25 protein-coding genes and 1 pseudogene are annotated in these 24,245 nt (G+C 60.9%); 6 read left to right on the top strand and 20 right to left on the bottom strand.

The window, feature by feature from the left end:
• The first annotated feature begins 154 nt into the window (after nucleotides 1-154).
• From AC1RBR_RS02015 to AC1RBR_RS02025, 3 genes are all read left to right on the top strand, one after another.
• A complete protein-coding gene (locus AC1RBR_RS02015) occupies nucleotides 155-952 on the top strand; it encodes a transporter substrate-binding domain-containing protein (protein WP_085648005.1) in 798 nt (265 codons plus the stop codon).
• A gap of 149 nt (nucleotides 953-1,101) precedes the next feature.
• Nucleotides 1,102-2,061 carry an amino acid ABC transporter permease gene (locus AC1RBR_RS02020; RefSeq protein WP_007952431.1) on the top strand — a complete coding sequence of 320 codons (960 nt, stop codon included), beginning with the start codon at nucleotides 1,102-1,104 and terminating at the stop codon, nucleotides 2,059-2,061.
• The gene (locus AC1RBR_RS02025; RefSeq protein ID WP_095137988.1) at nucleotides 2,054-2,788 is read left to right on the top strand and encodes an amino acid ABC transporter ATP-binding protein; all 735 of its coding nucleotides are present in this window, start codon (nucleotides 2,054-2,056) and stop codon (nucleotides 2,786-2,788) included. The genes AC1RBR_RS02020 and AC1RBR_RS02025 overlap by 8 nt, the downstream gene beginning before the upstream one ends.
• Nucleotides 2,789-2,934: 146 nt before the next feature.
• On the opposite strand, the gene AC1RBR_RS02030 is transcribed toward AC1RBR_RS02025, so the two are convergent.
• From AC1RBR_RS02030 to ubiE, 11 genes and pseudogenes are all read right to left on the bottom strand, one after another.
• Nucleotides 2,935-3,807 carry a methyl-accepting chemotaxis protein gene (locus AC1RBR_RS02030; protein ID WP_371917875.1) on the bottom strand — a complete coding sequence of 291 codons (873 nt, stop codon included), beginning with the start codon at nucleotides 3,805-3,807 and terminating at the stop codon, nucleotides 2,935-2,937.
• A pseudogene (locus AC1RBR_RS02035) lies at nucleotides 3,790-4,851 on the bottom strand (methyl-accepting chemotaxis protein); the annotation flags it as partial. The gene AC1RBR_RS02030 and the pseudogene AC1RBR_RS02035, both read right to left, overlap by 18 nt.
• Nucleotides 4,852-5,080: 229 nt before the next feature.
• Complete coding sequence (locus AC1RBR_RS02040) at nucleotides 5,081-5,788, bottom strand: 16S rRNA (uracil(1498)-N(3))-methyltransferase (RefSeq protein ID WP_492562744.1); 708 nt, start codon at nucleotides 5,786-5,788, stop codon at nucleotides 5,081-5,083.
• Nucleotides 5,785-6,576, bottom strand: a complete 792-nt coding sequence (gene tatC / locus AC1RBR_RS02045; protein ID WP_492562746.1) for a twin-arginine translocase subunit TatC — start codon at nucleotides 6,574-6,576, stop codon at nucleotides 5,785-5,787. Before tatC ends, AC1RBR_RS02040 begins: the two co-directional genes overlap by 4 nt.
• Entirely contained in the window at nucleotides 6,573-7,037 is a 465-nt protein-coding gene (gene tatB / locus AC1RBR_RS02050; protein WP_492562748.1) for a Sec-independent protein translocase protein TatB, read from the bottom strand. The genes tatC and tatB overlap by 4 nt, the downstream gene beginning before the upstream one ends.
• A gap of 10 nt (nucleotides 7,038-7,047) precedes the next feature.
• Complete coding sequence (locus AC1RBR_RS02055; protein ID WP_003220847.1) at nucleotides 7,048-7,329, bottom strand: twin-arginine translocase TatA/TatE family subunit; 282 nt, start codon at nucleotides 7,327-7,329, stop codon at nucleotides 7,048-7,050.
• A 25-nt stretch (nucleotides 7,330-7,354) separates the two neighbouring features.
• Nucleotides 7,355-7,687 carry a phosphoribosyl-ATP diphosphatase gene (locus AC1RBR_RS02060; protein WP_003220849.1) on the bottom strand — a complete coding sequence of 111 codons (333 nt, stop codon included), beginning with the start codon at nucleotides 7,685-7,687 and terminating at the stop codon, nucleotides 7,355-7,357.
• On the bottom strand, nucleotides 7,680-8,081 hold the full coding sequence (gene hisI, locus AC1RBR_RS02065; RefSeq protein WP_003220851.1) for a phosphoribosyl-AMP cyclohydrolase: 402 nt from the start codon (nucleotides 8,079-8,081) through the stop codon (nucleotides 7,680-7,682). The genes AC1RBR_RS02060 and hisI overlap by 8 nt, the downstream gene beginning before the upstream one ends.
• An 80-nt stretch (nucleotides 8,082-8,161) precedes the next feature.
• Nucleotides 8,162-9,766 carry a ubiquinone biosynthesis regulatory protein kinase UbiB gene (gene ubiB, locus AC1RBR_RS02070; protein WP_095137993.1) on the bottom strand — a complete coding sequence of 535 codons (1,605 nt, stop codon included), beginning with the start codon at nucleotides 9,764-9,766 and terminating at the stop codon, nucleotides 8,162-8,164.
• Nucleotides 9,763-10,386, bottom strand: a complete 624-nt coding sequence (locus AC1RBR_RS02075) for a ubiquinone biosynthesis accessory factor UbiJ (RefSeq protein WP_492562752.1) — start codon at nucleotides 10,384-10,386, stop codon at nucleotides 9,763-9,765. Before AC1RBR_RS02075 ends, ubiB begins: the two co-directional genes overlap by 4 nt.
• Nucleotides 10,386-11,156 carry a bifunctional demethylmenaquinone methyltransferase/2-methoxy-6-polyprenyl-1,4-benzoquinol methylase UbiE gene (gene ubiE, locus AC1RBR_RS02080; protein WP_007961779.1) on the bottom strand — a complete coding sequence of 257 codons (771 nt, stop codon included), beginning with the start codon at nucleotides 11,154-11,156 and terminating at the stop codon, nucleotides 10,386-10,388. Before ubiE ends, AC1RBR_RS02075 begins: the two co-directional genes overlap by 1 nt.
• Nucleotides 11,157-11,310: 154 nt before the next feature.
• On the opposite strand from ubiE, the gene AC1RBR_RS02085 reads away from it, so the two are divergent.
• The 3 genes from AC1RBR_RS02085 (at nucleotide 11,311) to AC1RBR_RS02095 (ending at nucleotide 13,171) form a co-directional block, all read left to right on the top strand.
• On the top strand, nucleotides 11,311-11,586 hold the full coding sequence (locus tag AC1RBR_RS02085; RefSeq protein ID WP_003220859.1) for a polyhydroxyalkanoic acid system family protein: 276 nt from the start codon (nucleotides 11,311-11,313) through the stop codon (nucleotides 11,584-11,586).
• Nucleotides 11,587-11,817: 231 nt separating this feature from the next.
• On the top strand, nucleotides 11,818-12,240 hold the full coding sequence (locus tag AC1RBR_RS02090) for a phasin family protein (RefSeq protein ID WP_492562753.1): 423 nt from the start codon (nucleotides 11,818-11,820) through the stop codon (nucleotides 12,238-12,240).
• A gap of 10 nt (nucleotides 12,241-12,250) precedes the next feature.
• Nucleotides 12,251-13,171, top strand: a complete 921-nt coding sequence (locus AC1RBR_RS02095; protein WP_492562755.1) for a phasin family protein — start codon at nucleotides 12,251-12,253, stop codon at nucleotides 13,169-13,171.
• 199 nt (nucleotides 13,172-13,370) lie between these two features.
• On the opposite strand, the gene AC1RBR_RS02100 is transcribed toward AC1RBR_RS02095, so the two are convergent.
• From AC1RBR_RS02100 to argS, 9 genes are all read right to left on the bottom strand, one after another.
• Entirely contained in the window at nucleotides 13,371-13,991 is a 621-nt protein-coding gene (locus AC1RBR_RS02100) for a TetR/AcrR family transcriptional regulator (RefSeq protein WP_095137997.1), read from the bottom strand.
• Between the two features lie 30 nt (nucleotides 13,992-14,021).
• The gene (gene phaC / locus AC1RBR_RS02105; RefSeq protein ID WP_095137998.1) at nucleotides 14,022-15,704 is read right to left on the bottom strand and encodes a class II poly(R)-hydroxyalkanoic acid synthase; all 1,683 of its coding nucleotides are present in this window, start codon (nucleotides 15,702-15,704) and stop codon (nucleotides 14,022-14,024) included.
• 139 nt (nucleotides 15,705-15,843) lie between these two features.
• The gene (phaZ, locus tag AC1RBR_RS02110) at nucleotides 15,844-16,698 is read right to left on the bottom strand and encodes a poly(3-hydroxyalkanoate) depolymerase (RefSeq protein WP_027611303.1); all 855 of its coding nucleotides are present in this window, start codon (nucleotides 16,696-16,698) and stop codon (nucleotides 15,844-15,846) included.
• A gap of 224 nt (nucleotides 16,699-16,922) precedes the next feature.
• Complete coding sequence (gene phaC / locus AC1RBR_RS02115; RefSeq protein WP_253148774.1) at nucleotides 16,923-18,602, bottom strand: class II poly(R)-hydroxyalkanoic acid synthase; 1,680 nt, start codon at nucleotides 18,600-18,602, stop codon at nucleotides 16,923-16,925.
• Nucleotides 18,603-18,859: 257 nt separating this feature from the next.
• On the bottom strand, nucleotides 18,860-19,237 hold the full coding sequence (locus AC1RBR_RS02120; RefSeq protein WP_115985314.1) for a gamma-butyrobetaine hydroxylase family protein: 378 nt from the start codon (nucleotides 19,235-19,237) through the stop codon (nucleotides 18,860-18,862).
• Between the two features lie 153 nt (nucleotides 19,238-19,390).
• A complete protein-coding gene (hslU, locus tag AC1RBR_RS02125; RefSeq protein ID WP_007968354.1) occupies nucleotides 19,391-20,728 on the bottom strand; it encodes an ATP-dependent protease ATPase subunit HslU in 1,338 nt (445 codons plus the stop codon).
• Between the two features lie 55 nt (nucleotides 20,729-20,783).
• A complete protein-coding gene (gene hslV, locus AC1RBR_RS02130) occupies nucleotides 20,784-21,314 on the bottom strand; it encodes an ATP-dependent protease subunit HslV (protein WP_007968352.1) in 531 nt (176 codons plus the stop codon).
• A gap of 290 nt (nucleotides 21,315-21,604) precedes the next feature.
• Complete coding sequence (locus AC1RBR_RS02135; RefSeq protein ID WP_095138001.1) at nucleotides 21,605-22,312, bottom strand: SPOR domain-containing protein; 708 nt, start codon at nucleotides 22,310-22,312, stop codon at nucleotides 21,605-21,607.
• A gap of 1 nt (nucleotide 22,313) precedes the next feature.
• Nucleotides 22,314-24,050, bottom strand: a complete 1,737-nt coding sequence (gene argS / locus AC1RBR_RS02140; RefSeq protein WP_440973837.1) for an arginine--tRNA ligase — start codon at nucleotides 24,048-24,050, stop codon at nucleotides 22,314-22,316.
• Between the last annotated feature and the right edge of the window lie 195 nt (nucleotides 24,051-24,245).

Consider the following 24,245-nt stretch of genomic DNA (forward strand, 5'->3'; position numbering starts at 1 on the left):
GGGGGTAAATCTTGAATGTTAAACAAATCGCCTATTAAACCTTGTGCAAAAAATCGAGTGCGTTAGCATCCGTCCCCGAATTGGCGCACCCGGACAATCTTGTCCATTTCTGTCGGTTTTCGCGCCGCAAACGCAATGTTTTGGGGACTTGAAGATGAAGAAGTATCTGTCGATGCTGCTGGTCGGCGTCACGGCACTGGTTGCAGTCAATGCGGCGCAGGCCGGCGCAATCGACGACGCGGTCAAGCGTGGCTCGTTGAAGGTCGGCATGGATCCGACCTACATGCCGTTCGAAATGACCAACAAGCGCGGCGAAATCATCGGTTTCGAAGTCGACATCCTCAAAGCCATGACCAAGGCCATGGGCGTCAAACTGGAGCTGGTCTCCACCGGCTATGACGGGATCATCCCGGCGCTGATGACCGACAAGTTCGACATGATCGGCAGCGGCATGACCCTGACCCAGGAACGCAACCTGCGCCTGAACTTCAGCGAACCGTTCATCGTGGTCGGCCAGACCCTGCTGATCCGCAAGGAGCTGGAAGGCACCGTCAAGTCCTACAAAGACCTGAATACCGCTGACTACCGCATCACCTCCAAGCTCGGCACCACCGGCGAGATGGTCGCCAAGAAGCTGATCTCCAAAGCCAAGTACCACGGCTACGACAACGAGCAGGAAGCCGTGCTCGATGTGGTCAACGGCAAGGCTGACGCTTTCATCTACGACGCGCCGTACAACGTCGTTGCAGTGAACAAGGTCGGCGCCGGCAAACTGGTGTTTCTCGACAAGCCGTTTACCTACGAGCCACTGGCCTTCGGTCTGAAGAAGGGTGACTACGACAGCATCAACTTCATCAACAACTTCCTGCACCAAATCCACGAAGACGGCACCTACGATCGCATCCATGACAAGTGGTTCAAGAGCACCGAGTGGCTCAAGGACATGGAATAAGCCCGGTCAGATAGACCGAGTCGCCCCATTCGCGAGCAAGCCCGCTCCCACATTGGAATGCGTTCCCTGTGGGAGCGGCGGTGCGACGATTCGACTTGCCCGCGAAGGCGGCCTCCCCGGCGACATAACTTTCGGATTTCGCTAAACCCATGAAACAGAAAAAAGCCCAATGGCCCTGGCACGTCCTGACCGTGCTGGTGCTGGTCGGCCTGGCCGGCGCGTTGTATTACGCCACGTCGCTGATGTCTTACGAATGGCGCTGGAACCGCGTGCCGCAGTACTTCGCCTATCAGGCTGAGGAAACCCAGCGCGCGACCGACATTTCCACCGTCAGCGAACTGGTGCGCAAGGGCGGCAGCGCGCAGGTCACCCTGCGCAACGATGCCGGTGACGAGCAGCACCTGACCGTCGACGAAAACAGCCTGCAATTCGCTCAGGGCGACGATGTGGCCGAAGGCGACGTCGTGGGCGTGACGCGGCATTGGGCGGCGGGTCCGCTGCTGTGGGGCCTGTGGACCACGCTTTGGCTGTCGGTGGTGTCCGGCGTGCTGGGTCTGCTGATCGGTCTGGCCACCGGGCTGTGCCGGCTGTCGAGCAACCCGACCCTGCGCGACCTGTCGACGATCTATGTCGAACTGGTGCGCGGTACGCCGCTGCTGGTGCAGATCTTCATTTTCTATTTCTTCATCGGCACGGTGATGAATCTGTCCCGGGAGTTCGCCGGGATCGCCGCGCTGTCGCTGTTCACCGGCGCCTACGTGGCGGAAATCATCCGTTCCGGCGTGCAGTCGATTGCCCGCGGCCAGAACGAAGCGGCGCGTTCGCTGGGTCTGAGTGCCGGCCAGTCGATGCGTCATGTGGTGCTGCCGCAGGCATTCAAGCGCGTGCTGCCGCCGCTGGCCGGGCAGTTCATCAGTCTGGTCAAAGACACTTCGCTGGTGTCGGTGATCGCCATCACCGAGCTGCTGAAAAGCGGCCGTGAAGTCATCACCACCTCGTTCTCGCCGTTCGAGATTCTATTCTGCGTTGCCGGCCTGTATCTGTTGATTAACCTGCCGCTGTCGAAAATCGCCAGCCGTCTTGAGCGGAGGCTCGCGCAAAGTGATTGAAGTCCGCGATCTGGTAAAAGTCTTCGACACCCGTGGTCAGGTAGTCCGGGCTGTGGATAACGTCACTACTACGGTGGCCAAGGGCGAAGTGCTGGTGGTGATCGGCCCGTCCGGCTCGGGTAAATCGACCTTTCTGCGTTGCCTCAATGGCCTGGAAGAATTCGACTCGGGCTCGGTGAGCATCGACGGCCTGCAACTGGCCGACCCGAAAACCGACGTCAACGCCTACCGCCGCGAAGTCGGCATGGTCTTCCAGCATTTCAACCTGTTCCCGCACATGACCGTGCTGGAAAACCTCTGTCTGGCGCAGAAAGTCGTGCGCAAGCGTGGGCAGAAGGAAAGTGAGGCCAAGGCCTTGGCGTTGCTGGAGAAGGTCGGTATTGCGCAGAAGGCTCGGGAATATCCATCACGCCTGTCCGGCGGCCAGCAACAGCGCGTGGCGATTGCCCGGGCGCTGGCGATGGACCCGAAAGTGATGCTGTTCGACGAACCGACTTCGGCCCTCGACCCGGAAATGGTCGGTGAAGTGCTGGATGTGATGAAGAACCTGGCCGTGGAAGGCATGACCATGGTCTGCGTCACCCACGAAATGGGCTTCGCCCGGGAAGTGGCGGATCGGGTGCTGTTCTTCGATCACGGCAAACTGCTGGAAGATGCCTCCCCGGCGGAGTTTTTTGATGCGCCGAAGGATCCGCGGGCGCAGGCCTTTCTGCGTCAGGTCCTTTAATTTCAGCGTCTGACCTACCGCTTTCGCGAGCAAGCCCGCTCCCACATTTGACCGCGTCCGCATGGACAACCAGGTCAACTGTGGGAGCGGGCTTGCTCGCGAATGCACCACCTCGGTTCAGAGCGAACCGAGGTTTTCGGATCACCTCAAACCTTGAACCGCCCCACCAGTGTCTGCAGATGCGTCCCCAACCGCGCCAGCTCAACACTCGACGCCGCCGTCTCTTCACTCGCTGCCGAGGTCTGATCCGACACATCCCGCACATTCAGCACGCTACGGTTGATCTCTTCAGCCACGGCGCTCTGCTGCTCGGCCGCTGCGGCAATCTGCTGGTTCATCGCCTGAATCGCCGACACGGTGCGGGTGATGCTTTCCAGCGAGCCACCGGCACGGCGGGTCAGTTCGACGCTGCTGTCGGTCAGGCTGCGGCTGTTGTCCATGATCGTTGCCACTTGCTGGGTGCCGGTTTGCAGGCCGACGATCAGCTCTTCGATCTCCTCGGTGGACTTCTGCGTGCGCTGGGCGAGGCTGCGCACTTCATCGGCAACCACCGCGAAACCACGCCCGGCTTCACCGGCACGCGCCGCTTCGATCGCGGCGTTGAGCGCCAGCAGGTTGGTTTGCTGGGCCACCGACTTGATCACGTCGAGCACGCTGCCGATCTTGTCGCTTTCGCGCTTGAGTTCGCCCATGGCTTCGGTCGAATGACCGACCTCAACTGCCAGACGCTCAATCTGCGCGATGGCTTCACCAACCACCTTGTCACCTTCGCGGGCCTGCTGGTCGGCGGCCACGGCGGCTTCGGAAGCCTCCTCGGCGTTGCGCGCGACTTCCTGCACGGTGGCGGCCATTTCGTTCATGGCGGTGGCGACCTGATCGGTCTCGATTTTCTGATTGTTGACCCCGGCGCTGGTCTGCTCGGTGACCGCCGACAGCTCTTCGGCGGCGCTGGCGATCTGCGTGACGCCGTCGCTGATGCCGCCGATCAACTCGCGCAAGCCTTGGGTCATGCTCTGCATCGAACGTTGCAACTGACCGAGTTCGTCGCGGCGCAGCGAGACCAGATTGTGGGTCAGGTCGCCAGCGGCCACTTGTTCGGCGACTTTCAGGGTCTGGTTCAGCGGAATGATGATCTGCCGGGTAATCGCCCAGGCGGCGAGCAAGCCGAACGCCAAGGCCAGCGCGGTGGCGATCAGTAGCAGGTTCTTGGCGCGTGCCGCGTCAGTGTCCCGAACCACTGTCTGCGATTCGGTGAGCTTCTTGCTGACCGCGATCAGAATGTCGCCCTGCGCCGCCATACTGGCGAGCGCTGCGGCGTTCTTCACCTGTGAATCACGGAATTGGCTGACTGCGGCGCGGTAGGCCTTGAGCGAGTCAGTGGCTTGTTGCAGGTTGGCAATGTGCTGTTCCGGCACTCGAGTCGGCAGGCTTTCGAGGTTTTTCAGGGCATTATCGATAGCCGTCAGCGCCGGTTGTTCGGCCTCGGCCTTACCGCTGTAGGTGTAACCGCGTACCTGATAGCGCGCTTGCTGCAGCAGTTTGCTCAGCTCAATCACGGCATTGAACTGCGCGACGCTGTCCCCTTGCAGCAGTGCATTTTCGACTTCGCTGACCTTGGCCACGGCATTGTCTGCGTTTGCACCCAGCTTGTTGCGCGCGTCCTCACGTTGCACGGTGGCCTGGGTCATTTCCCCAAACGCGCGCTTGTACGCGGCTACGGCCGCCAGTTGCTGGTCGACCATCGCTGCATCGGCGGGTTGTTCGATCATGCTGCGCGCCGATTGCAGGCCGCTTTCGAGTTTGGCCAGCAATTCATTGACGGCGCCCGGTCCCTGCTCGCCGCGACGCATGTCGTAGTCCATGCGCGCCAGGCGCAAGTCCTTGGTCAGCTCATTGAGACTGGAGATGAAGCCCAGTTTATCGCCACGGCTGATGATGCCGCTCATGCCGGTCCAGCCGGTAAAGGTAATCAGCAGGGTGAGCAACAGCACCAGGCCGAAACCGATGCCCAGCTTGCGTTTGACGCTGACGTTTCCAAGATTCTCGGCTAACCAACGGTACATGCGACGACTCCCCTCGGACCACTTGCTAATTGGACTTATGGGGACTGTATCGGCTGGATGATGGCAATCTGTAACCTGATTTGCCCGGGGCGCAGCGACATTGTGGCGAGGGAGCTTGCTCCCGCCCGGCGGCGCAGCCGTCGCAAAACTGGCAAACACATTTAATCTGAAGAAAGAGCAATGGCGACTTCGCGCCCAAGCGGGAGCAAGCTCCCTCGCCACAGTAGTTTTAGAACAGGCGGGCGAGCAGGGCGGTGACGGCGGTTTCGACGCGCAGGATGCGTTCGCCCAGTTGCACCGGTTGCAGACCGGACTTGCCCAGCAGCTCGATTTCGTAGGGAATCCAGCCACCTTCGGGGCCGATCGCCAGCGTCACCGGTTCGCTCAACGCGCGCGGGCACGGCGGGTAGTTGCCGGGATGGCCGACCAGACCGAGGGTGCCTTCGCTGATCGCTGGCAGACGATCTTCGACGAACGGTTTGAAGCGCTTCTCGATGATGACTTCCGGCAGCACGGTATCGCGGGCCTGTTCGAGGCCGAGAATCAGGTTCTCGCGAATCGCTTCCGGCTCGAGAAACGGCGTCTGCCAGAAACTCTTCTCGACCCGGTAGCTGTTGACCAGAATCACCTTCGACACGCCCATGGTCGCCACGGTCTGGAATACCCGTCGCAGCATCTTCGGACGCGGCAGGGCTAATACCAGCGTCAAGGGCAGCTTGGCCGGCGGTGACTGATCGAGGGTGACACGCAACTCGGCTTCACCGGCCTCAAGGCGCAGCAGCTCAGCCGAGCCCATCAAGCCATTGATCCGCCCCACGCGCAGGCTGTCACCGACTTCGGAACGATGAACTTCCTGCATGTGGGTCAGGCGCCGGTCACGCAGCACGACGCGGTCGGCCGCGATGAAGTCGGCCTCTTCGAGCAACAGCAGGTTCATGCCTGGGTCGCTGGTGGCTGGTCGTTGTGATCGTCGGCCGGCGTTTCGTCCGGACTTTCGCGTTTGCTGATCAGGCCGCCGAACAGAATGCCGATTTCAAACAGCATCCACATCGGTACCGCCAGCAGGGTCTGCGAGAAGATGTCCGGCGGGGTGAGGATCATGCCGACCACGAAGCAGCCGATGATCACGTACGGGCGGATTTTCTTCAGGTAGGCGACGTCGACCACGCCGATCCACACCAGCAGCACCACGGCCACCGGGATTTCGAACGCGACGCCAAAGGCGAAGAACAGCGTCATGACGAAATCGAGGTAGCTGGCGATGTCGGTCATCATTTCCACGCCGGCCGGGGTGGCGGCGGCGAAGAATTTGAAGATCAGCGGGAACACGAAGTAATAGGCGAACGCCATGCCGATGTAGAACAGGAGGATGCTCGACACCAGCAGCGGCACGGCGATGCGCTTCTCATGCTTGTACAGGCCCGGCGCGATGAAGCCCCAGATCTGATGCAGGATCACCGGGATCGCGAGGAACAGCGAGACCATCATCGTCAGCTTCAGCGGCGTCAGGAACGGCGACGACACATCAGTGGCGATCATCGTCGCGCCGACCGGCAGGTACTGGCGCAGCGGCGTCGAGACGAAGGTGTAGATCTGCTGGGTGAAGGCGAACAACCCGGCGAAGATGATGAAGATCGCCGCCACACAACGCAGCAGGCGGGTGCGCAACTCGGTGAGGTGCGAAACCAGCGGCATGTGCTGGTCGTTTTCGGGGAGATCGCTCATGGGGCTCGCGGCGGCAAAGTGGTGTCGTGAGGCGCAGGTGTGATCGGCGCGGCGTTTGGCGCAACGTGTTCAACCGAGGTTTCTACGGCTGTCGGTTCTGTCGGCGCTACAACGGCAGCAGGTGCAGGTGTCGGAGCAGGCGCGACGGGTGCAGGTGCTGTCGGCGCATGAATCGTCTGCTGACCCACATGTTCAACCGGCGTCGGCTCCTGCTGAACCGGGTTGAAAATCTTCCGCGCCTCCTGCTCCAGCGACAAGATGTGCTCGTTGTGCAGTTGCCGACGAATCTCGTCGGCACCGATTTCACGTTCAACTTCCTGTTTGATCGCGTTGAAGCTGCGCTTCAGCCGGCCGACCCACAGGCCGGCGGTGCGCGCAGCGCCCGGCAGACGCTCGGGGCCCAGCACCAGCAGGGCGACGAGGCCGACGAGCAGCAGTTCAGAGAAGCTGATACCAAACATTAGTCAGTGCTCACACGTCTTTGCGGATCGGCTCTTCGACTTTCTGCGCCTGCACGTCGATGGTGTGCGGCGGGTTGGCCTGAGCGGTGGCTTGCGGCTGCACCGGTGGTACCGGCTGCGCAGGCGTCACGGTCGGATCGGCGGCCGGCTTTTCGTCGTCGTTCATGGCTTTGCGGAAGCCCTTGATCGACTCGCCGACGTCGGTGCCGAGGTTTTTCAGTTTCTTGGTGCCGAACACCAGCACCACGACTACCAGAATGACGATCCAGTGTTTCCAGTCAAAAATGCCCATGTTGCTGTTCCTCTCTAAAAATTGTTCAGGCGGACGGACGCGAGGCTTTCTCGACGTGTCCGGACAGACCGAAGCGACGATCCAGTTCATCCAGCACGGCCTGCGGATGCTGCCCCAGTTGGGCAAGCATGACCATGCTGTGGAACCACAGGTCGGCGGTCTCGTAGATCACATCGCTGCAGTCACCGCTGATGGCGGCGTCCTTGGCGGCAATAATGGTTTCGACCGACTCTTCGCCGACTTTCTCCAGAATCTTGTTCAAACCCTTGTGATACAGACTGGCCACATAGGAGCTGTCGGCAGCGGCGCCCTTGCGCTCTTCAAGCACCTGAGCGAGGCGGGTCAGGGTGTCACTCATGTTTATGTCCTGCGGAATAAATGGCGTGCGGGTCTTTCAGAACCGGGTCGACCGTTTTCCAGTCGCCGTTTTCGTAGACGCGGTAAAAGCAGCTTTGACGGCCGGTATGGCAAGCGATGTCGCCGATCTGTTCGACCATCAGGATGATCACGTCGGCGTCACAGTCCAGGCGCATTTCATGCAGGGTCTGTACGTGGCCGGACTCTTCGCCCTTGCGCCACAGCTTGCCACGGGAACGTGACCAGTAGATTGCACGGTTTTCCGCGGCGGTCAGCTCGAGCGCTTCGCGGTTCATCCAGGCCATCATCAGCACGCGTCCGGTCTTGTGATCCTGGGCAATCGCCGGCACCAGGCCGTCAGCGTCCCACTTGATCTCGTCCAGCCAGTTTTTCATCTTCGACTCCGACAGCGAACCCGCACTTCAATAGTCAGGTTCAGGCGTTGAAACAGTGTGCCAGCCGATCAGCGAACTGGCTATCGGCGAACGACCAGATACAAGCCGACGGCCACCATGATGCCCGCCGGCCAATGCCCCAGTTCGTGCAGCGGGCCACCGGCGGCGAGGATCGTGCCGCCGGCCAGATGTGCGCTGCCAAGCAGGCGCAGAAACCAGTCGTCCTTGCGTTTGTGCCACGGTGGCGGCGGGTCGTAGGCGTGCGGTTGCGACATGCGTTCGAGCAGGTCGCGGGCCATGTTGGCCAGGTGCGGCAGCTGCTCGAACTGGCTCTGCACGTTGCCGAGCAAGGCTTTCGGGCTGACGCGTTCGCGCATCCAGCGCTCGAGGAACGGCTGCGCGGTGTTCCACAGATCCAGATCCGGGTACAGCTGACGGCCAAGGCCTTCGATGTTCAGCAGGGTCTTTTGCAGCAATACCAACTGCGGCTGGACTTCCATGTTGAAGCGCCGCGCAGTCTGGAACAGGCGCATCAGCACCTGGCCAAATGAAATATCTTTTAACGGTTTTTCGAAGATCGGTTCGCATACGGTGCGGATCGCCGCTTCGAATTCGTTGAGTTTGGTTTCCGCCGGCACCCAGCCCGAATCGATATGCAACTGCGCCACACGGCGGTAATCGCGCTTGAAGAAAGCGAACAGGTTGCGCGCCAGGTAGTCCTGGTCTTCCGGGGTCAGGCTGCCGACGATACCGCAGTCGATCGCGATGTACTGCGGGCTCCACGGGTTGACGGTGCTGACGAAGATGTTGCCCGGGTGCATGTCGGCGTGGAAGAAACTGTCGCGGAACACCTGGGTGAAGAAGATCTCCACACCGCGTTCGGCGAGCATTTTCATGTCGGTGCGCTGGTCGGCGAGGGTCGCCAGGTCCGTCACCTGAATCCCGTAGATACGCTCCATCACAAGCACTTTCGGCCGGCACCAGTCCCAATAGACTTGCGGCACGTAGAGCAGCGGCGAGCCTTCGAAGTTGCGCTTGAGCTGGCTGGCGTTGGCCGCCTCGCGCAGCAGGTCGAGCTCGTCGTAGATGGTTTTTTCGTAGTCCTGCACCACGTCGACCGGGTGCAGCAAACGCGCGTCGGCTGAGACCTTTTCGGCGGCGCGGGCGAGAACGAACAGCCACGCCAGATCCTGAGCGATCACCGGTTTCAGGCCCGGGCGGATCACCTTGACCACCACTTCTTCGCCGGTCTTCAGTTGTGCGGCGTGCACCTGTGCCACCGAGGCCGAGGCCAGCGGTTCGACGTCGAAACGGCTGAACACTTCGCTGATTTTCTTGCCCAGCTGTTCTTCGATCAGCTTGATCGACAGCTGCGAATCGAACGGCGGCACGCGGTCCTGCAGGAGCATCAGCTCATCGGCGATGTCTTCCGGCAGCAGGTCGCGGCGGGTCGAGAGAATCTGCCCGAACTTGATGAAGATCGGCCCCAGATCCTGCAACGCCAGACGCAGACGCGCACCACGGCTCAGCTCCAGCGGCTTGCGCGGCAACCAGCGCCACGGCAGCACGTAGCGCAGCGCCAGGAGGAACCAGGGCAGCGGCAGCTCGAACAGCAGATCATCGAGGCGGTAGCGGATCACGACGCGCTGGATGCGCAACAGACGGCGGACGGCAAGCAGCTTCATGCGTTATCGCTTGGGTCGAGGGATCGGGAAAGGCGCTCGAAACGCGCCTCGAGACGTTCCAGATCAAGTTTGATCCGGTCCAGTTCGCTGAATCGCGCTTCGGCTTCGCGCTGGCCGACGAGGGTGCGCAATTCTTCGGCGAGGTATTCGGCGAGATTCTGGTTGAGGCTGGCAAATCCTTGTTGATACCAGCGTGCACGACTGCGCATATGGCCACCGATCAGTTGCGTGGCGACCGGGCCGAGCCAGCGCGAGAGTTCGTACTCCCAGTCCAGCTCCAGGTCCTGCAGCACCCCGGCCAGTTCCAGCAGTACGCCGCTGTCACCGTCGAGCTCGACTTCCGGGGCATGCAGCACCGCGGTCTTGTCTTTGCTCACGGCCAGTTTCACCAGGCTCGACGCCGGGGCGCGCAGAGTGCAGTCGACGCCGGTTTCCCAGTGCGAGGCGAGCATCAGGCCCTCATCGCTGGGCAGGATGAACAGTTGCAGCGCCGGGCTGCGGCAATCGACGGCAATCACTTTGCCGGTCAGATGCGCCAGCCGCGGCAGCGCCGTGCTGTCGAGACGCAGCACCCGGTTGAGGCCGAGTTCGACGCTGGCGAGCAGCCCGGTAAGTAACATCAGGGCTTGATGCCGCGGTGCAGGGCGACGATGCCTGCGGTCATGTTGTGATAGGTCACGCGGTCGAAACCGGCGTCGACCATCATCGACTTCAGGGTTTCCTGATTCGGGTGCATGCGGATCGATTCGGCCAGGTAGCGATAGCTTTCCGAATCGTTGGTGATCAGCTTGCCCATCAGCGGCATGAAGGCGAACGAGTAAGCGTCGTAGGCTTTCGACATCAGTGCGTTGGTCGGCTTGGAGAATTCCAGCACCAGCAGACGGCCGCCGGGCTTGAGCACGCGCAGCATCGAGCGCAGGGCGTCTTCTTTGTGCGTCACGTTGCGCAGGCCGAAGGCGATGGTCACGCAGTCAAAGTGGTTGTCCGGGAACGGCAGTTTTTCCGCGTCCGCCTGAACGAATTCGACGTTGCCCGACACACCCAGATCCAGCAGGCGGTCACGGCCGACCTTGAGCATCGATTCGTTAATGTCGGCCAGTACCACTTGGCCGGTCGGGCCAACCAGGTGCGAGAATTTCTTGGTCAGGTCACCGGTGCCGCCGGCGATGTCGAGCACGCGGTTGCCTGCACGCACACCGGACAGTTCGATCGCGAAACGCTTCCACAGACGGTGCATGCCGCCCGACAGAAGGTCGTTCATCAGGTCGTACTTCGCGGCTACGGAGTGGAACACCTCAGCGACTTTTTCCGCTTTCTGGCTTTCCGGAACGTTTTTGAAGCCGAAGTGAGTGGTGGGTTCGGCATCGCTGCCTTTGCGCTGATCAGTCATATCGCTGTCACCAAAAGAGAATGCGCGACATTCTAATCCCCAAGCCATGCTTTGTCTTGGAATGGCTAAAGGTAAGATGGGCGACCTTCGGGACGATTTGCCGCAGACGCGGTCAAGATTTACCGTCACCTATTCATCAAGCAGGAGTCATTCGATGGCCAAAATCAGTGTTGAGCGTGCCCACAGCCTGGGCAAGGAAGCCGCCCGCGAGAAGGCCGACAAGCTGGCGCAGAAACTCTCCGATCAATATGGCCTGGAGCCGCAGTGGTCGGGCGACACCCTGAACCTCAAGCGCTCGGGCGTCAAAGGCGCGGTGCATGTGGCAGACGATTCGATCCGCGTTGACGTGGAACTGGGCATCATGATGTCGGCCATGAGCGGCATGATCAAAGCCGAGATCGAGAAGGCGCTGGACAAAGCGCTGGTCTGAAACACGATCCCCTGTAGGAGTGAGCCTGCTCGCGATAGCGGTCTGTCAGTCACTGGAATGTTGATTGACAGACCGCTATCGCGAGCAGGCTCACTCCTACATTTGTTCTGTGGCGCTCCCGCTGTTTATGTCAGTTGTTAGGGTGCCGTTTCTAATTTTTCTCCCTACTTTGTGCCTGAGCCCGACACATCTGCGGGCAGTTCCTCAAACCTTCTGCGCGTGAGGTGCACCATGGCCAAAGTCATTCTGAAGAAAAAAATCGACGCTTCGACTTCTGCTCTGAGCGACGTCAAATCCTATGCCCGCAAGATCTGGCTGGCAGGCCTGGGTGCCTACACCAAGGTCGGCCAAGAGGGTAGCGAGTACTTTCAAGAGTTGATCAAGGCTGGTCAAACTGTTGAAAAGAAAGGCAAAAAAGTCGTCACCGAAAAACTCGAAGCGGCCAACGCCGAGATCGATGAAGCCAGGGATGAAGTCAGCTCGTTCAAAGGTCGCGTCGAAGTTCAGCTCGACAAGGTCGAGAAGGCGTTCGACTCCCGTGTAGCAAGCGCCTTGAATCGTATCGGCATTCCGTCTAAACATGACGTTGAGACACTCTCTGCTAAGCTCGATGAGCTGACGGCATTGCTCGAACGCGTCGCGCGTAAATCTTAAGGAGAACGGGATGGCTGGTAAAAAGAACACCGATAAAGAAGGCAGCTCGTGGATTGGGAAAGTCGAAGACTACTCCCGCAAAATCTGGCTGGCTGGTTTAGGCGTGTACTCGAAGATCGACACTGACGGCAGCAAGCTCTTCGATACATTGGTCAAAGACGGCGAGAAAGCCGAGAAGCTCACCAAGTCTGCAGTCGGCAAGAAGGTCGATGCCGCCAAGGACTCTGCTTCTTCGGCCAAATCGCGCATCAGCGGCGTGAAAGATCGCGCACTGGGCAAGTGGGACGAGCTGGAAGGGGCTTTCGACAAGCGCCTGAACAGTGCGATTTCGCGCCTGGGTGTGCCTAGCCGCAATGAAGTCAAAGCGCTGCACAGCAAAGTCGAGACGCTGACCAAGCAGATCGAGAAACTCACTGGCGAGAAGGCGCGTCCGGTAGCGGCGAAAACCGCTGCGGCCAAACCAGCCGCTAAAACTGCAGCGGCAAAACCGGCGGCCAAAACTGCTGCCAAGCCATTGGTCAAAGCGGCTGCCAAACCGGTGGCGAAGGCTAAAACAGCCGTTAAATCCGTAGCGAAATCGGCTGCCGCCAAACCTGCTGCGAAAGCAGCGGCCAAGCCGGTTGCAGCCGCCAAGGCAGCTGCGAAGCCTGCCGCTAAAACCGCGGCGAAGCCAGCAGCCAAGCCAGCAGCGAAAACCGCTGCCGCCAAACCGGCTGCCAAGCCAGCGGCCAAACCGGCTGCGGCGAAAAAACCGGCAGTGAAAAAACCGGCCGCGCCGAAAGCCGCTGCGCCGAAGCCAGCTGCGCCCGCAGCAGCCAAGCCAGCCACCCCGGCAACCCCGGCCAGCGCGTCGAACTCGGCCGCTGCACCGACTCCGGTAGCTACCCCGACTGCTGCATCGACCCCGTCGACGCCAACCAGTCAGTCCTGATTTTTCAGGGCAAAACAAAACGCCCGGCCTGTGAAGGTCGGGCGTTTTTGTTTGTGCAGAGAATCGCTGGAACAACGCCATTCTCGTGTGGGAGCGGGCTTGCTCGCGAAGGCGGTGTGTCATTCAGCATTGATGTTGGCTGAGCCACCGCTTTCGCGAGCAAGCCCGCTCCCACAGGGGGGGGCAATGTGTAGCCCATTCAGTCGTGATCTTCGAGGTACTGCAATGCCATCCGTTCAGTAGCGACTTTCACCGGCGGCAGCAGATGCGGCGCCACCAGCATCATGATCTGGTACACCACCAGCTTGACCTCGCCTTCGCGATCGAGAATCCGTTGATAGTCCAGCGAGAACAGCAGGGTCATGGTGATCTGTTCCACCAGTTGCCCCAACGCCTGGGTGTCGCTGACCAGTTGCCCCGATGCCTTCAACCGCGCCAGCAAGGATGCCAGCGTGCGCTTGAGCGCGTTGAGCAGGTTGCGAATGCCCTTGGCCAGTTTCGGCAGGCGCCCGGCGAGGTTCGACAGGTCCTGGAACAGAAACCGGTACTGCGCCAGACGCTCGACGATCAGGTGCAGAAACAGCCAGTAATCCTCCGGCGCCAGTTCGGCATCCGATGGCGGATCAAGCAGCGGCGCCAGTTCGTTCTGGAAGCGCTCGAACAGGCCGAGAATCATCGGCTCCTTGCCGTGGAAGTGGTAGTAGAGGTTGCCGGGGCTGATCCCCATTTCGTTGGCAACTTCCATGGTGGAGACGTTGGGCTCACCCTTTTCGTTGAACAGTTGCAGGGCACATTCGAGAATCCGGTCGCGGGTTTTCATCCAGTCTTCTTAGAAAAGTTCGGTTAAGCGTCAGCGCACATGCACGTAGGTGCCGGGTGCTGCTTCCATCGGTGGATAGTTCGGATTGCCGAGGGTCATCAGGGTTTCGCGCTGGGCGCCGGAGCGCTGCTGAATCCACTCCAGCCACTGCGGCCACCAACTGCCGTCGACGCGCTTGGCGTCGTAATACCAGGCGCGCGGATCGCTGCTGAGCTTGCCGTTCTCCACGTAATTGGCTTTGGGGTTGCTCGGCGGGTTGAGGATGCTTTGCACGTGGCCGCTGTTGGACAGTACGAAGCGCCGCTCGCCGCCGAGCAGCAGGGTCGAGCGATACACTGCGTCCCACGGCGTGATGTGGTCGTTCATGCCGGCCACGCTGAAGCTGTCGACGGTGACTTTCTGCAGGTCGATTGGCGTACCGCAGACTTCCAGCCCGCCCGGGTGGGTCAGCGGATTGTGTTTGAAGAAGTCCAGCAGGTCGCCGTGGAACGCGGCGGGCAGGCGGGTGTTGTCGTTGTTCCAGTACAGAATGTCGAAGGCCGGCGGCTCTTTGCCGAGCAGGTAGTTATTGACGAAGTAGCTCCAGATCAAATCGTTGGGCCGCATCCAGGCAAACACCTTGGCCATGTCGCGACCGTCGAGCACGCCTCGCTGATAGGAGCGGCGTTTGGCCGCTTCGATGGTCTGTTCGTCGGCGAACAGGGTGGTCGGGGTTTCGATCTCGCTGTCGAGCAGGCTGACCAGATAGGTCGCACTGGAGATCCGTCGCAGTTGCCGTTTGGCCTGCAGATGACCCTGCAGCGCGGCGATGGTCAGGCCACCGGCGCAGGCACCCATCAGGTTGACCTCGCGCGCGCCGGTGATCGCCCGGCAGATATTCATCGCTTCTTCCACCGCCTCGACGTAGGTCGACAGGCCCCATTCGCGATGGCGTACGTCCGGGTTGCGCCAACTGATCATGAAGGTCTGCAGGCCGTTTTTCAGCGCGTACTGGACGAAGCTGTTCTGCGGGCTGAGGTCGAAAATGTAGTACTTGTTGATTTGCGGTGGCACCACCAGCAGCGGCTTGGCGTACTGTTTTTCGCTCATTGGCTTGTACTGGATCAGCTCCAGCATCTCGTTGCGAAACACCACCGCGCCGGTGGTGGTGGCAACGGTCTTGCCGACCTCGAACGCCTGCTTGGTAACCTGTCGCGGCAGGCCATCGTTGTGCAGCAGATCATCGAACAGATGGCTCAGGCCGCGTACCAGGCTCTGACCGCCGGAATTGAACAGTTCCTTCACCGCCAGCGGATTGAGCAAGGTGTTGGAGGGCGCGACGGCATCGTTGAGCAAGGTGAACGCGAAGTGCGCGCGGGCGCGGTCGTCCTCGCTCATGCTGCTTTCATCGATCCAGCTCTTGACCTGTTTCTGCCAGGCCAGATACGCCTGCAGGCTGCGCCGGTAGAACGGATTGAGGCTCCACGCCGGATCGGCGAACCGCGCGTCCTGCGGGTTGGTCGGGTGCAGGGTTTCACCGAGCAGCACGCGACCGAGCTGGCCACCGAGTTTCAAGGCGTGCTTCGCGCTGTGAATCGGGTTGCGCAGACCGTGGGCGGCGACGCTGCGCAAGGTCGAGAGCAGGTCCCGCCCACGCAGGCCGGTCATTGCACTTTGTGCATTGATGAACACGGCGGGACTGGGCACTACGCCCGTCGCAGGTTTGTCGCGCATGACTCAACACTCCTTCGTCTTCAGGTCAAAAACAAACTCACCGAACCAGAACACCATAGTCGCTGTTATGGGTTGCTGCCTGCGCGGCGTCCTGCCGCGCACGTTGTTCAAAACCCTGCATAAAGCCTGCCGCCGTGATTTATCCGCCCAGCGGGGTCGGATGCGGGTGCATCACGGCGCGCTGCCGCTCCTCCTCAAGGAATTTCATGATGATCGGCGCCACGGCTTCGGCGCGGGTGATCAGGAACAGATGACCGTCGTCGATGATGTGCAGTTGGGCGTTGGGAATCCGCCAGGCGAGCATGCGCATGTTGATCAGCGGGATCAGTGGATCGTCGTCGCCGGCCAGCACCAGGGTCGGCTGATGGATCTTGTGCAGCCAGTGAATGCTGGTCCAGCCGAGGCCGGCGAACAGCTGCCAGTAGTAACCGAGCTTGCCCGCCGAACGCACTTTCGCCGCATGGCTGGCAGCCAGGGTCGGGTCGCGGCGGAACGAGCCGCCGTAGATCAACGGCGCAATGCGGATCACGTGAGACGGCTGGATGTAGCGCCGGGGGCTGGCCATCATCCACAGCACTTTCGGCTTGCCCGGCACCATGAAGGCGCCGGCCGCAGTCGCCGCCAGCACCAGTTTCTTGCAGCGTTCGGGGTAGTCGTGGGCGAATTGCTGCGCCAGCGCACCGCCCCAGGACACGCCGATCACATTGACCTGACCGTAGTCGAGGTAATCGAGCATCCGCGCTGTCAGCTTCGCCAACCCGGGAAAGCGATACGGCCGGTTGGGCGTCGACGAGCCGCCGACACCGGGCACGTCGAAGGCGATCACTTCCAGATCCGGGTCCAGCGCCGCGACAAACGGAAACACCAGCTCCAGGTTGGCGCCGATGCCGTTGAAAATCAGCAAGGGCGTCAAATGAGGCTTGCCGGGGCGTACCGCGGTGCGGAGGGTCTGCCCATCCAGATCGACGGTACGGAAAATGAACGGTTGCGGCATGCTTCAGGCCCTATGGGTCAATCTCAATATCACCTCCAATCCCTTGTGGGAGCGGGCACTGTGGCGAGGGGATTTATCCCCGATCGACTGCGAAGCAGTCGCACACCCTCGAACGCGGAGAATCATAGTTGCCGCGATTGCAGGTTTTGGGGCCGCTGCGCGACCCATCGGGGATGAATCCCCTCACCACAAGCCCGCTCCCACAGGGGCATAAGGTGTGTCAGTTACCGCTCGTGAACGTAGGTGCCCGGCGAGGCCTCGCCTGCCGGATACGCCTTGTTGCCCAGTTTCAGTGGCGCCTTTTTCAGATTGCCCGAGCGTTCGGCCTGCCACGCCTGCCAGTACAGCCACCAGGAATCAGTGTGCTTGGTCGAGTTCTCTTGCCATTCGTCGGCATTGGCGGCCATGCCTTCGCTGGTCATGTAGCGCGATTTCGGGTTGCCCGGCGGGTTCAGGATGCTCTGGATGTGCCCGCTGCTCGACAGCACGAACTCGACCTTGCCACCAAACAGCTGCGCCGACTTGTAGCAGGACTTCCACGGGGTGATGTGGTCGTTGGTGCCGGCCAGCGAGAAGATATCGGCGGTGACCTGCTTGAGGTCGATCGGCGTGCCGCACACTTCCAGTGCATTGGGGCGGATCAGTGGGTTGTTTTTGAACATCTCGATCAGGTCGCCGTGGAACGCGGCCGGCAACCGGGTGGTGTCGTTGTTCCAGAACAGGATGTCGAACACCGGCGGCTCGTTACCGAGCAGGTAGTTGTTGACCCAGTAGTTCCAGATCAGGTCGTTGGGGCGCATCCACGCGAAGACCTTGGCCATGTCTTTTCCTTCGAGCACGCCGGCCTGATACGAATGGCGCTTGGCGGTCTCCAGCGTCTGTTCGTCGACGAACAGAGCGACGTCGCTGTCCAGGGTGGTGTCGAGCACGCTGACCAGCAGGGTCAGGGCGTTGACCTTGTTCTGTCCGAGGGCGGCGTAGTGGCCGAGCAGCGCAGTGCAGGTGATACCGCCGGAGCAGGCGCCGAGCATGTTCACGTCTTTGCTGCCGGTGATGGCTGTGACCACGTCGACCGCTTCCTTGAGCGCATCGATGTAGGTCGACAGGCCCCACTCGCGCTGGGCCTTGGTCGGGTTGCGCCAGCTGACGATGAAGGTCTGTACGTTATTGCGCAGGCAGAAGCGCGCCAGACTCTTGTCCGGGCTCAGGTCGAATACGTAGAACTTGTTGATCTGTGGCGGCACCACGAGCAATGGGCGTTCGTGTACCTGCTCGGTGATCGGCCTGTACTGGATCAGCTCCAGCACGTCGTTGCGAAACACCACTGCGCCTTCGGTCACGCCCAGGCTCTTGCCGACCTCGAACGCGCCCATGTTGACCTGGCTCGGCATGCCGCCGTTGTGCACCAGATCCTTGGCCAGATGCGAAAGGCCGTCTAGCAGGCTTTTGCCGCCGGTTTCGAAGAAGCGTTTGACCGCTGCCGGGTTGGCGGCGGTGTTGGTCGGGGCCATGGCTTCGGTCATCAGGTTGATCACGAAGTGGCCGCGCGCGATGTCTTTGGGTGACAGGCTGCTGTCGTCGATCCAGGAATGGAGCTCCTTGCGCCACGCCAGATAGGTTTGCAGATAACGTTTGTAGAGAGGGTTCTGGCTCCAGGCCGGATCCGCGAAGCGACGGTCATCGCTGGCCGGTTGCAGTTCGGATTTGCCGAACAGCACGTTCTTCAGTTCGAGACCGAAATGGGTCACGTGCTTGACGCTATGGATCGGTTGTCTGATGGCCTGGGTCAGCACCATTCGAGCAGAGGCCAGCAGATCCTTTCCGCGCAGCCCAACGACGGGATTAAGCCCCAGGGTGTTTTCCGAGGCTTGGTACTTCAGGTCATCGTTATTTTTGTTACTCATCTACGACGCTCCATTGTCCTGAGACGAGTACCCGGTTTCTGCTGTGCAGTTCCACAGCGAATGCCAGGTACTACTGCTCGGGTGACCGTTAATTCTGCATAGCTGCTTTACAGTCGTAGAGCACTGCAGGGAACTTGCCAGCTCCATTGGTTACCCGAGTTTAATTTTTTTCGCAAGCAGGCCGATCCTCGGCCACACAGCAGAGCATTCAAACAGATGAATTTAGAAAATGCCCTCTAAAGAGCAAGAGTCTCGGACTAGAGCATCAGCTTGACGATTGACTCGTCCGGATCGCGGGTTTTCCCGGCCGCTTTGAGCTCGGCCAGATAATCGGCCCAGAGTGCGTCATGACGTCGCCCCAGCTCGTAGAGATAATCCCAGGTGAACAAGCCGCTGTCGTGACCGTCGTCGAAGGTCAATTTCAGTGCGTACTGACCGGCCGGTTCCAGGCCGCTGAGGCCGACATTGAGCTTGCCGAATTGCAGGATCGGTTTGCCGTGGCCCTGGACCTCGGCGGAAGGGGAATGCACGCGCAGAAATTCGGCGGGCAGGGTGTACTCCTCGCCGGACGCGTATTTGAGCGTCAGGGTTTTCGAGGCTTTGTGCAGTTTGATGTCGGTGGGGATTGAGGTCATGGTCTGGCGTCCGTTGTGTGGGCGACCCTGATTCAAATGTGGGAGCGGGCTTGCTCGCGAATGCGGTGTGTCAGCCAACATGGGTGTCGACTGGCACGGCCTCTTCGCGAGCAAGCCCGCTCCCACAGGGTCCGCTACCGCTGTAAGTATGGCTTACAGGATATAACGGGACAGGTCTTCGTTCTGCGCCAATTCGCCCAGGTGGCTGTTGACGTATGCAGCGTCGATCAGGATCGGCTTGTCGTCATGCGCGCTGGCCAGGTCGCCGGCACTGAACGACACTTCTTCCAGCAGACGCTCAAGCAGCGTGTGCAGACGACGGGCACCGATGTTCTCGGTCTTCTCGTTGACCTGCCAGGCGATCTCCGCCAGACGCTTGATGCCTTCCGGCTGGAACTGGATGTTCAGGCCTTCGGTTTTCAGCAGCGCGCAATATTGCTCGGTGAGCGAAGCGTGCGGCTCGCTGAGGATGCGCTCGAAGTCTTCCGGGCTCAGCGCCTTGAGCTCGACACGGATCGGCAGACGGCCTTGCAGCTCAGGCACCAGATCGCTCGGCTTGCTCAGGTGGAACGCACCGGAGGCGATGAACAGGATGTGGTCGGTCTTGACCATGCCCAGCTTGGTGTTGACGGTGCAGCCCTCGATCAGCGGCAGCAGGTCGCGCTGTACGCCTTCACGGGAGACATCGGCGCCGCCGACATTACCGCGCTTGGCGACCTTGTCGATTTCGTCGATGAACACGATGCCGTGCTGCTCGACCGCTTCCAGGGCCTTGGCTTTCAGCTCTTCTTCGTTGACCAAGCGCCCGGCCTCTTCGTCGCGCACCAGTTTCAGCGCTTCTTTGACCTTGAGCTTGCGCGCTTTCTTCTTGCCCTTGCCCATGTTGGCGAACAGGTTCTGCAACTGGCTGGTCATCTCTTCCATGCCAGGTGGTGTAGCGATCTCGATGCCGGCCACTTCGGCGACTTCGATCTCGATTTCCTTGTCGTCCAGCTGACCTTCGCGCAGGCGTTTGCGGAACAACTGACGGGTGTTGGAATCGCTGCTCGGTGCCTCTTCATTGCTGAAGCCCATACGTGCCGGTGGCAGCAGTGCGTCGAGGATACGGTCCTCGGCAGCGTCTTCGGCACGGTGGCGCACGCGGGTCATTTCCTGCTCGCGGAGCATCTTGATCGCGGCGTCGGCCAGATCACGGATGATCGATTCGACGTCACGGCCAACGTAGCCGACTTCGGTGAATTTGGTCGCTTCGACCTTGATGAACGGCGCGTTGGCCAGTTTCGCCAGACGACGGGCGATCTCGGTTTTACCGACACCGGTCGGGCCGATCATCAGGATGTTTTTCGGGGTCACTTCAACACGCAGCTCTTCAGGCAGCTGCATGCGGCGCCAGCGGTTGCGCAGGGCAATCGCGACGGCGCGCTTGGCATCGTCCTGGCCGATGATATGGCGGTTGAGTTCGTGGACGATTTCGCGGGGAGTCATGGACATAGTAATTGACGGTCCTCAAGCAGAAACAAGCCGTGGCACTTAGGCCGCGTCAGGCTTATTCAGCGAGATCCTGCTCCTCAATGGTCTGGGTGTGGTTGGTGAATACACAGATGTCGCCGGCAATACCGAGGGCGGTTTCGACGATCTCACGGGCCGACAGGTCGGTCTTTTTCAACAGCGCGCTGGCCGCAGCTTGCGCGTAGGCGCCGCCGGAACCCATGGCGATCAGGCCGTCTTCGGGTTCGACCACGTCACCGTTGCCGGTGATGATCAGCGAGGCGTCCTTGTTGGCGACCGCGAGCATGGCTTCGAGGCGGCTCAGGGAGCGGTCGGTGCGCCATTCTTTGGCGAGTTCGACAGCGGCGCGGATCAGGTGGCCCTGATGTTTCTCAAGCTGGCCTTCGAAACGTTCGAACAGAGTGAAGGCGTCGGCGGTGGCACCGGCGAAACCGGCGATGACCTGGCCGTGGTACAGGCGACGCACCTTTTTGGCGTTGCCTTTCATCACGGTGTTGCCGAGAGAAACCTGGCCGTCGCCGCCCATGACGACTTTGCCGTGGCGGCGAACTGAAACGATGGTGGTCAAGGGAAGAGTCTCCACGCAGCGGGGCGAAAATGCCTTATGCCCATTCATATGGGGGTGCTGGAAAGGATTTCAACCGGGGGCGGAGAGAGGGGACGAGCGGTGATGAAGGGGTGGTGCAAACCTCTGTGGCGAGGGAGCTCGCTCCCGCTCGGCTGCGCAGCAGTCGTAAAACCTGCAGTCCCGGGCTGTCTGACGCACTGGATTCACAGGGTTTGGGGGCGCTTCGCACCCCAGCGGGAGCAAGCTCCCTCGCCACAAAGTCCGCCGAACGATTTACGTTCGGCGAGAGGTCAGCGGCTCTGGCGTTGTTGTAACAACAGGTTGCTGAAGCCGCTGCCGGCCAGTTGTTTCTGTGCGGTGGTCAGTTGCTCGCGATTACTGAACGGGCCGACCAATACGCGATACCAGGTTTCGTCCTTCACCGTGCCCGACTCAACCGAAACGGCCTGGCCCAGCAGGATGATCTGCGCCCGCACCTTATCCGCATCCGCCTCTTTGCGGAACGAACCGGCCTGGAGGAAGAACTTGGTCACCGGCGCCGCTTTCGCCACCGGTGGCGCGGGTGGCGGGGTAATGCCCGACAGCGCAGCCTGCGCCCGCGCGGTGTCGATTTTCGCCGCTTCCGCCGGTGTGACCGGCGTGGTCGGCACTTGTGGCGTCGGCAGGGTTTTCTCCGGCACGGCGTCCGGCGGCACGATCACTTCCGATTCCGGCAGTAGCGTGTAGAAGTCGTACTTCGGCTTCACCGGTTGCGTCGGGCTCGGCGGAGTCTTGTTGGCCTCGGCGATCTTCGACGCTTTCTGCTGTTGCGCCTGCTCGATTTTCTCGCGCTTGACCGTGTCGCTGCCCTTGCCCGGCTCCAGTTTCATCAAGAACACGATGAACGCACCGACCGTCAGGCCGATGGCCATCCACAGCCAGCCCGGGATCGGTTGCTTTGCAGGAGCTTGGTAACGGCTGGCGCCACGCTTGGGTGCAGGTTTTTTCTTGGCAGCCAACTTACATGCGCTCCAGAGTTTCCAGGCCCAGCAGCTCCAGGCCTTGCTTGAGAGTACGACCGGTCAGCGCGGCCAGACGCAGACGGCTCTGCATCTGGGCCGGCGTTTCGGCGGCGAGGATCGGGCAGTTCTCGTAGAAGCTGGAGAACAGACCGGCGACGTCATACAAATAGGTGCAGAGGATGTGCGGTGTGCCTTTTTCCGCGACGTTGTTCAGCACTTCGCCGAACTGCGCCAGCTTCGCCGCCAGCTCTTGCTCGTGCGCCGCTTCGAGGACGATCTGGCCGTCGACTTCGCTGAAGTCCTTGCCCAGTTTGCGGAACACACCGGCGACACGGGTGTAGGCGTACAGCAGGTATGGCGCGGTGTTGCCTTCGAAATTCAGCATCAGGTCGAAGTTGAAGCTGTAGTCGCTGGTGCGGTGCTTGGACAGGTCGGCGTATTTCACCGCACCGATGCCGACAACCTTGGCGATGTTGCGCAGTTCGTCTTCGGCCAGTGTCGGGTTCTTCTCTTTGACCAGGTTATAGGCACGTTCCTGCGCTTCGGTCAGCAGGTCGATCAGCTTCACGGTGCCGCCGTCACGGGTCTTGAATGGGCGGCCATCGGCGCCGTTCATGGTACCGAAGCCCATGTGCTCCATTTCCATCGGATGGGTCACGAAACCGGCCTTGCGCGCCACGGCGAACACTTGCTGGAAGTGCAGGGCCTGACGTTGGTCGACGAAGTACAGTGCGCGGTCAGCCTTCAGCTTGCCGCTGCGGTAGCGCACGGCCGCCAGGTCAGTGGTGGCGTACAGGTAACCGCCATCAGCCTTGACGATGATCACTGGCAGCGGATCGCCGTCGGCGTTCTTGAACTCGTCGAGGAACACGCACTGGGCGCCGTTGCTCTCGACCAGCATGCCGGCGGCCTTCAAGTCGTTGACCACGTTGATCAGGTCGTCGTTGTAGGCGCTTTCGCCCATCACGTCGGCCATGGTCAGTTTGACGTTGAGCAGTTCGTAGATCTTCTGGCAGTGCGACAGCGAGATGTCCTTGAACTTGGTCCACAGCGCCAGGCACTCGGCATCGCCGGCTTGCAGCTTGACCACCAGACCACGGGCGCGGTCGGCGAATTCTTCGGATTCGTCGAAACGCTGCTTGGCGGCGCGGTAGAAGTTTTCCAGGTCGGACAGCTCATCGCTGGTGATCGGGTTTTCCTGCAGATACGCCATCAACATGCCGAACTGGGTGCCCCAGTCGCCCACGTGGTTCTGGCGGATCACTTCGTCGCCGAGGAATTCGAGAACGCGGGCCACGCCGTCGCCGATGATGGTCGAGCGCAAGTGGCCGACGTGCATCTCTTTGGCCAGGTTCGGTGCCGACAGGTCGACCACGGTGCGCTGCGCCGGGCCGGCCTTGCGCACGCCAACGTGAGCGTCAGCCAAAGCGGCGTCGAGGCGCGAGGCGAGGGCCTGGGTGTTCTGGAAGAAATTGATGAAGCCTGGACCGGCGATTTCGGCCTTGGTGACGTTCTCGTCGGCCGGCAGTGCGGCGATGATTTTCTCTGCCAGATCGCGCGGCTTCATGCCCGCAGGCTTGGCCAGCATCATGGCGATGTTGCTGGCGAAGTCGCCGTGGGTCTTGTCACGGGCGTTCTCCACCTGAATCGCCGGCGACAGGCCTTCAGGCAACACACCTTCGTTGACGAGTTGGGTGAGGGCTTGTTGGATCAGCTGGCGAATGGTGTCTTTCATGGTCTTCTCTTTCGACCGCAAGCGCGGCGGCGCATCGATGCGCGGGTGGAAAAACTGGGCATTATCCGTTGCGAAGACGGGCTTGCCAACCTTAGCAGGCAGCTTATGGATATGTGGTGACAAATTACCCTGTGGCGAGGGAGCTTGCTCCCGCTCGGCTGCGCAGCAGTCGTAAATCGGCGGGCTCGGTTTGGC

The organism is Pseudomonas sp. GW823-FHT01D03 (assembly GCF_058798255.1).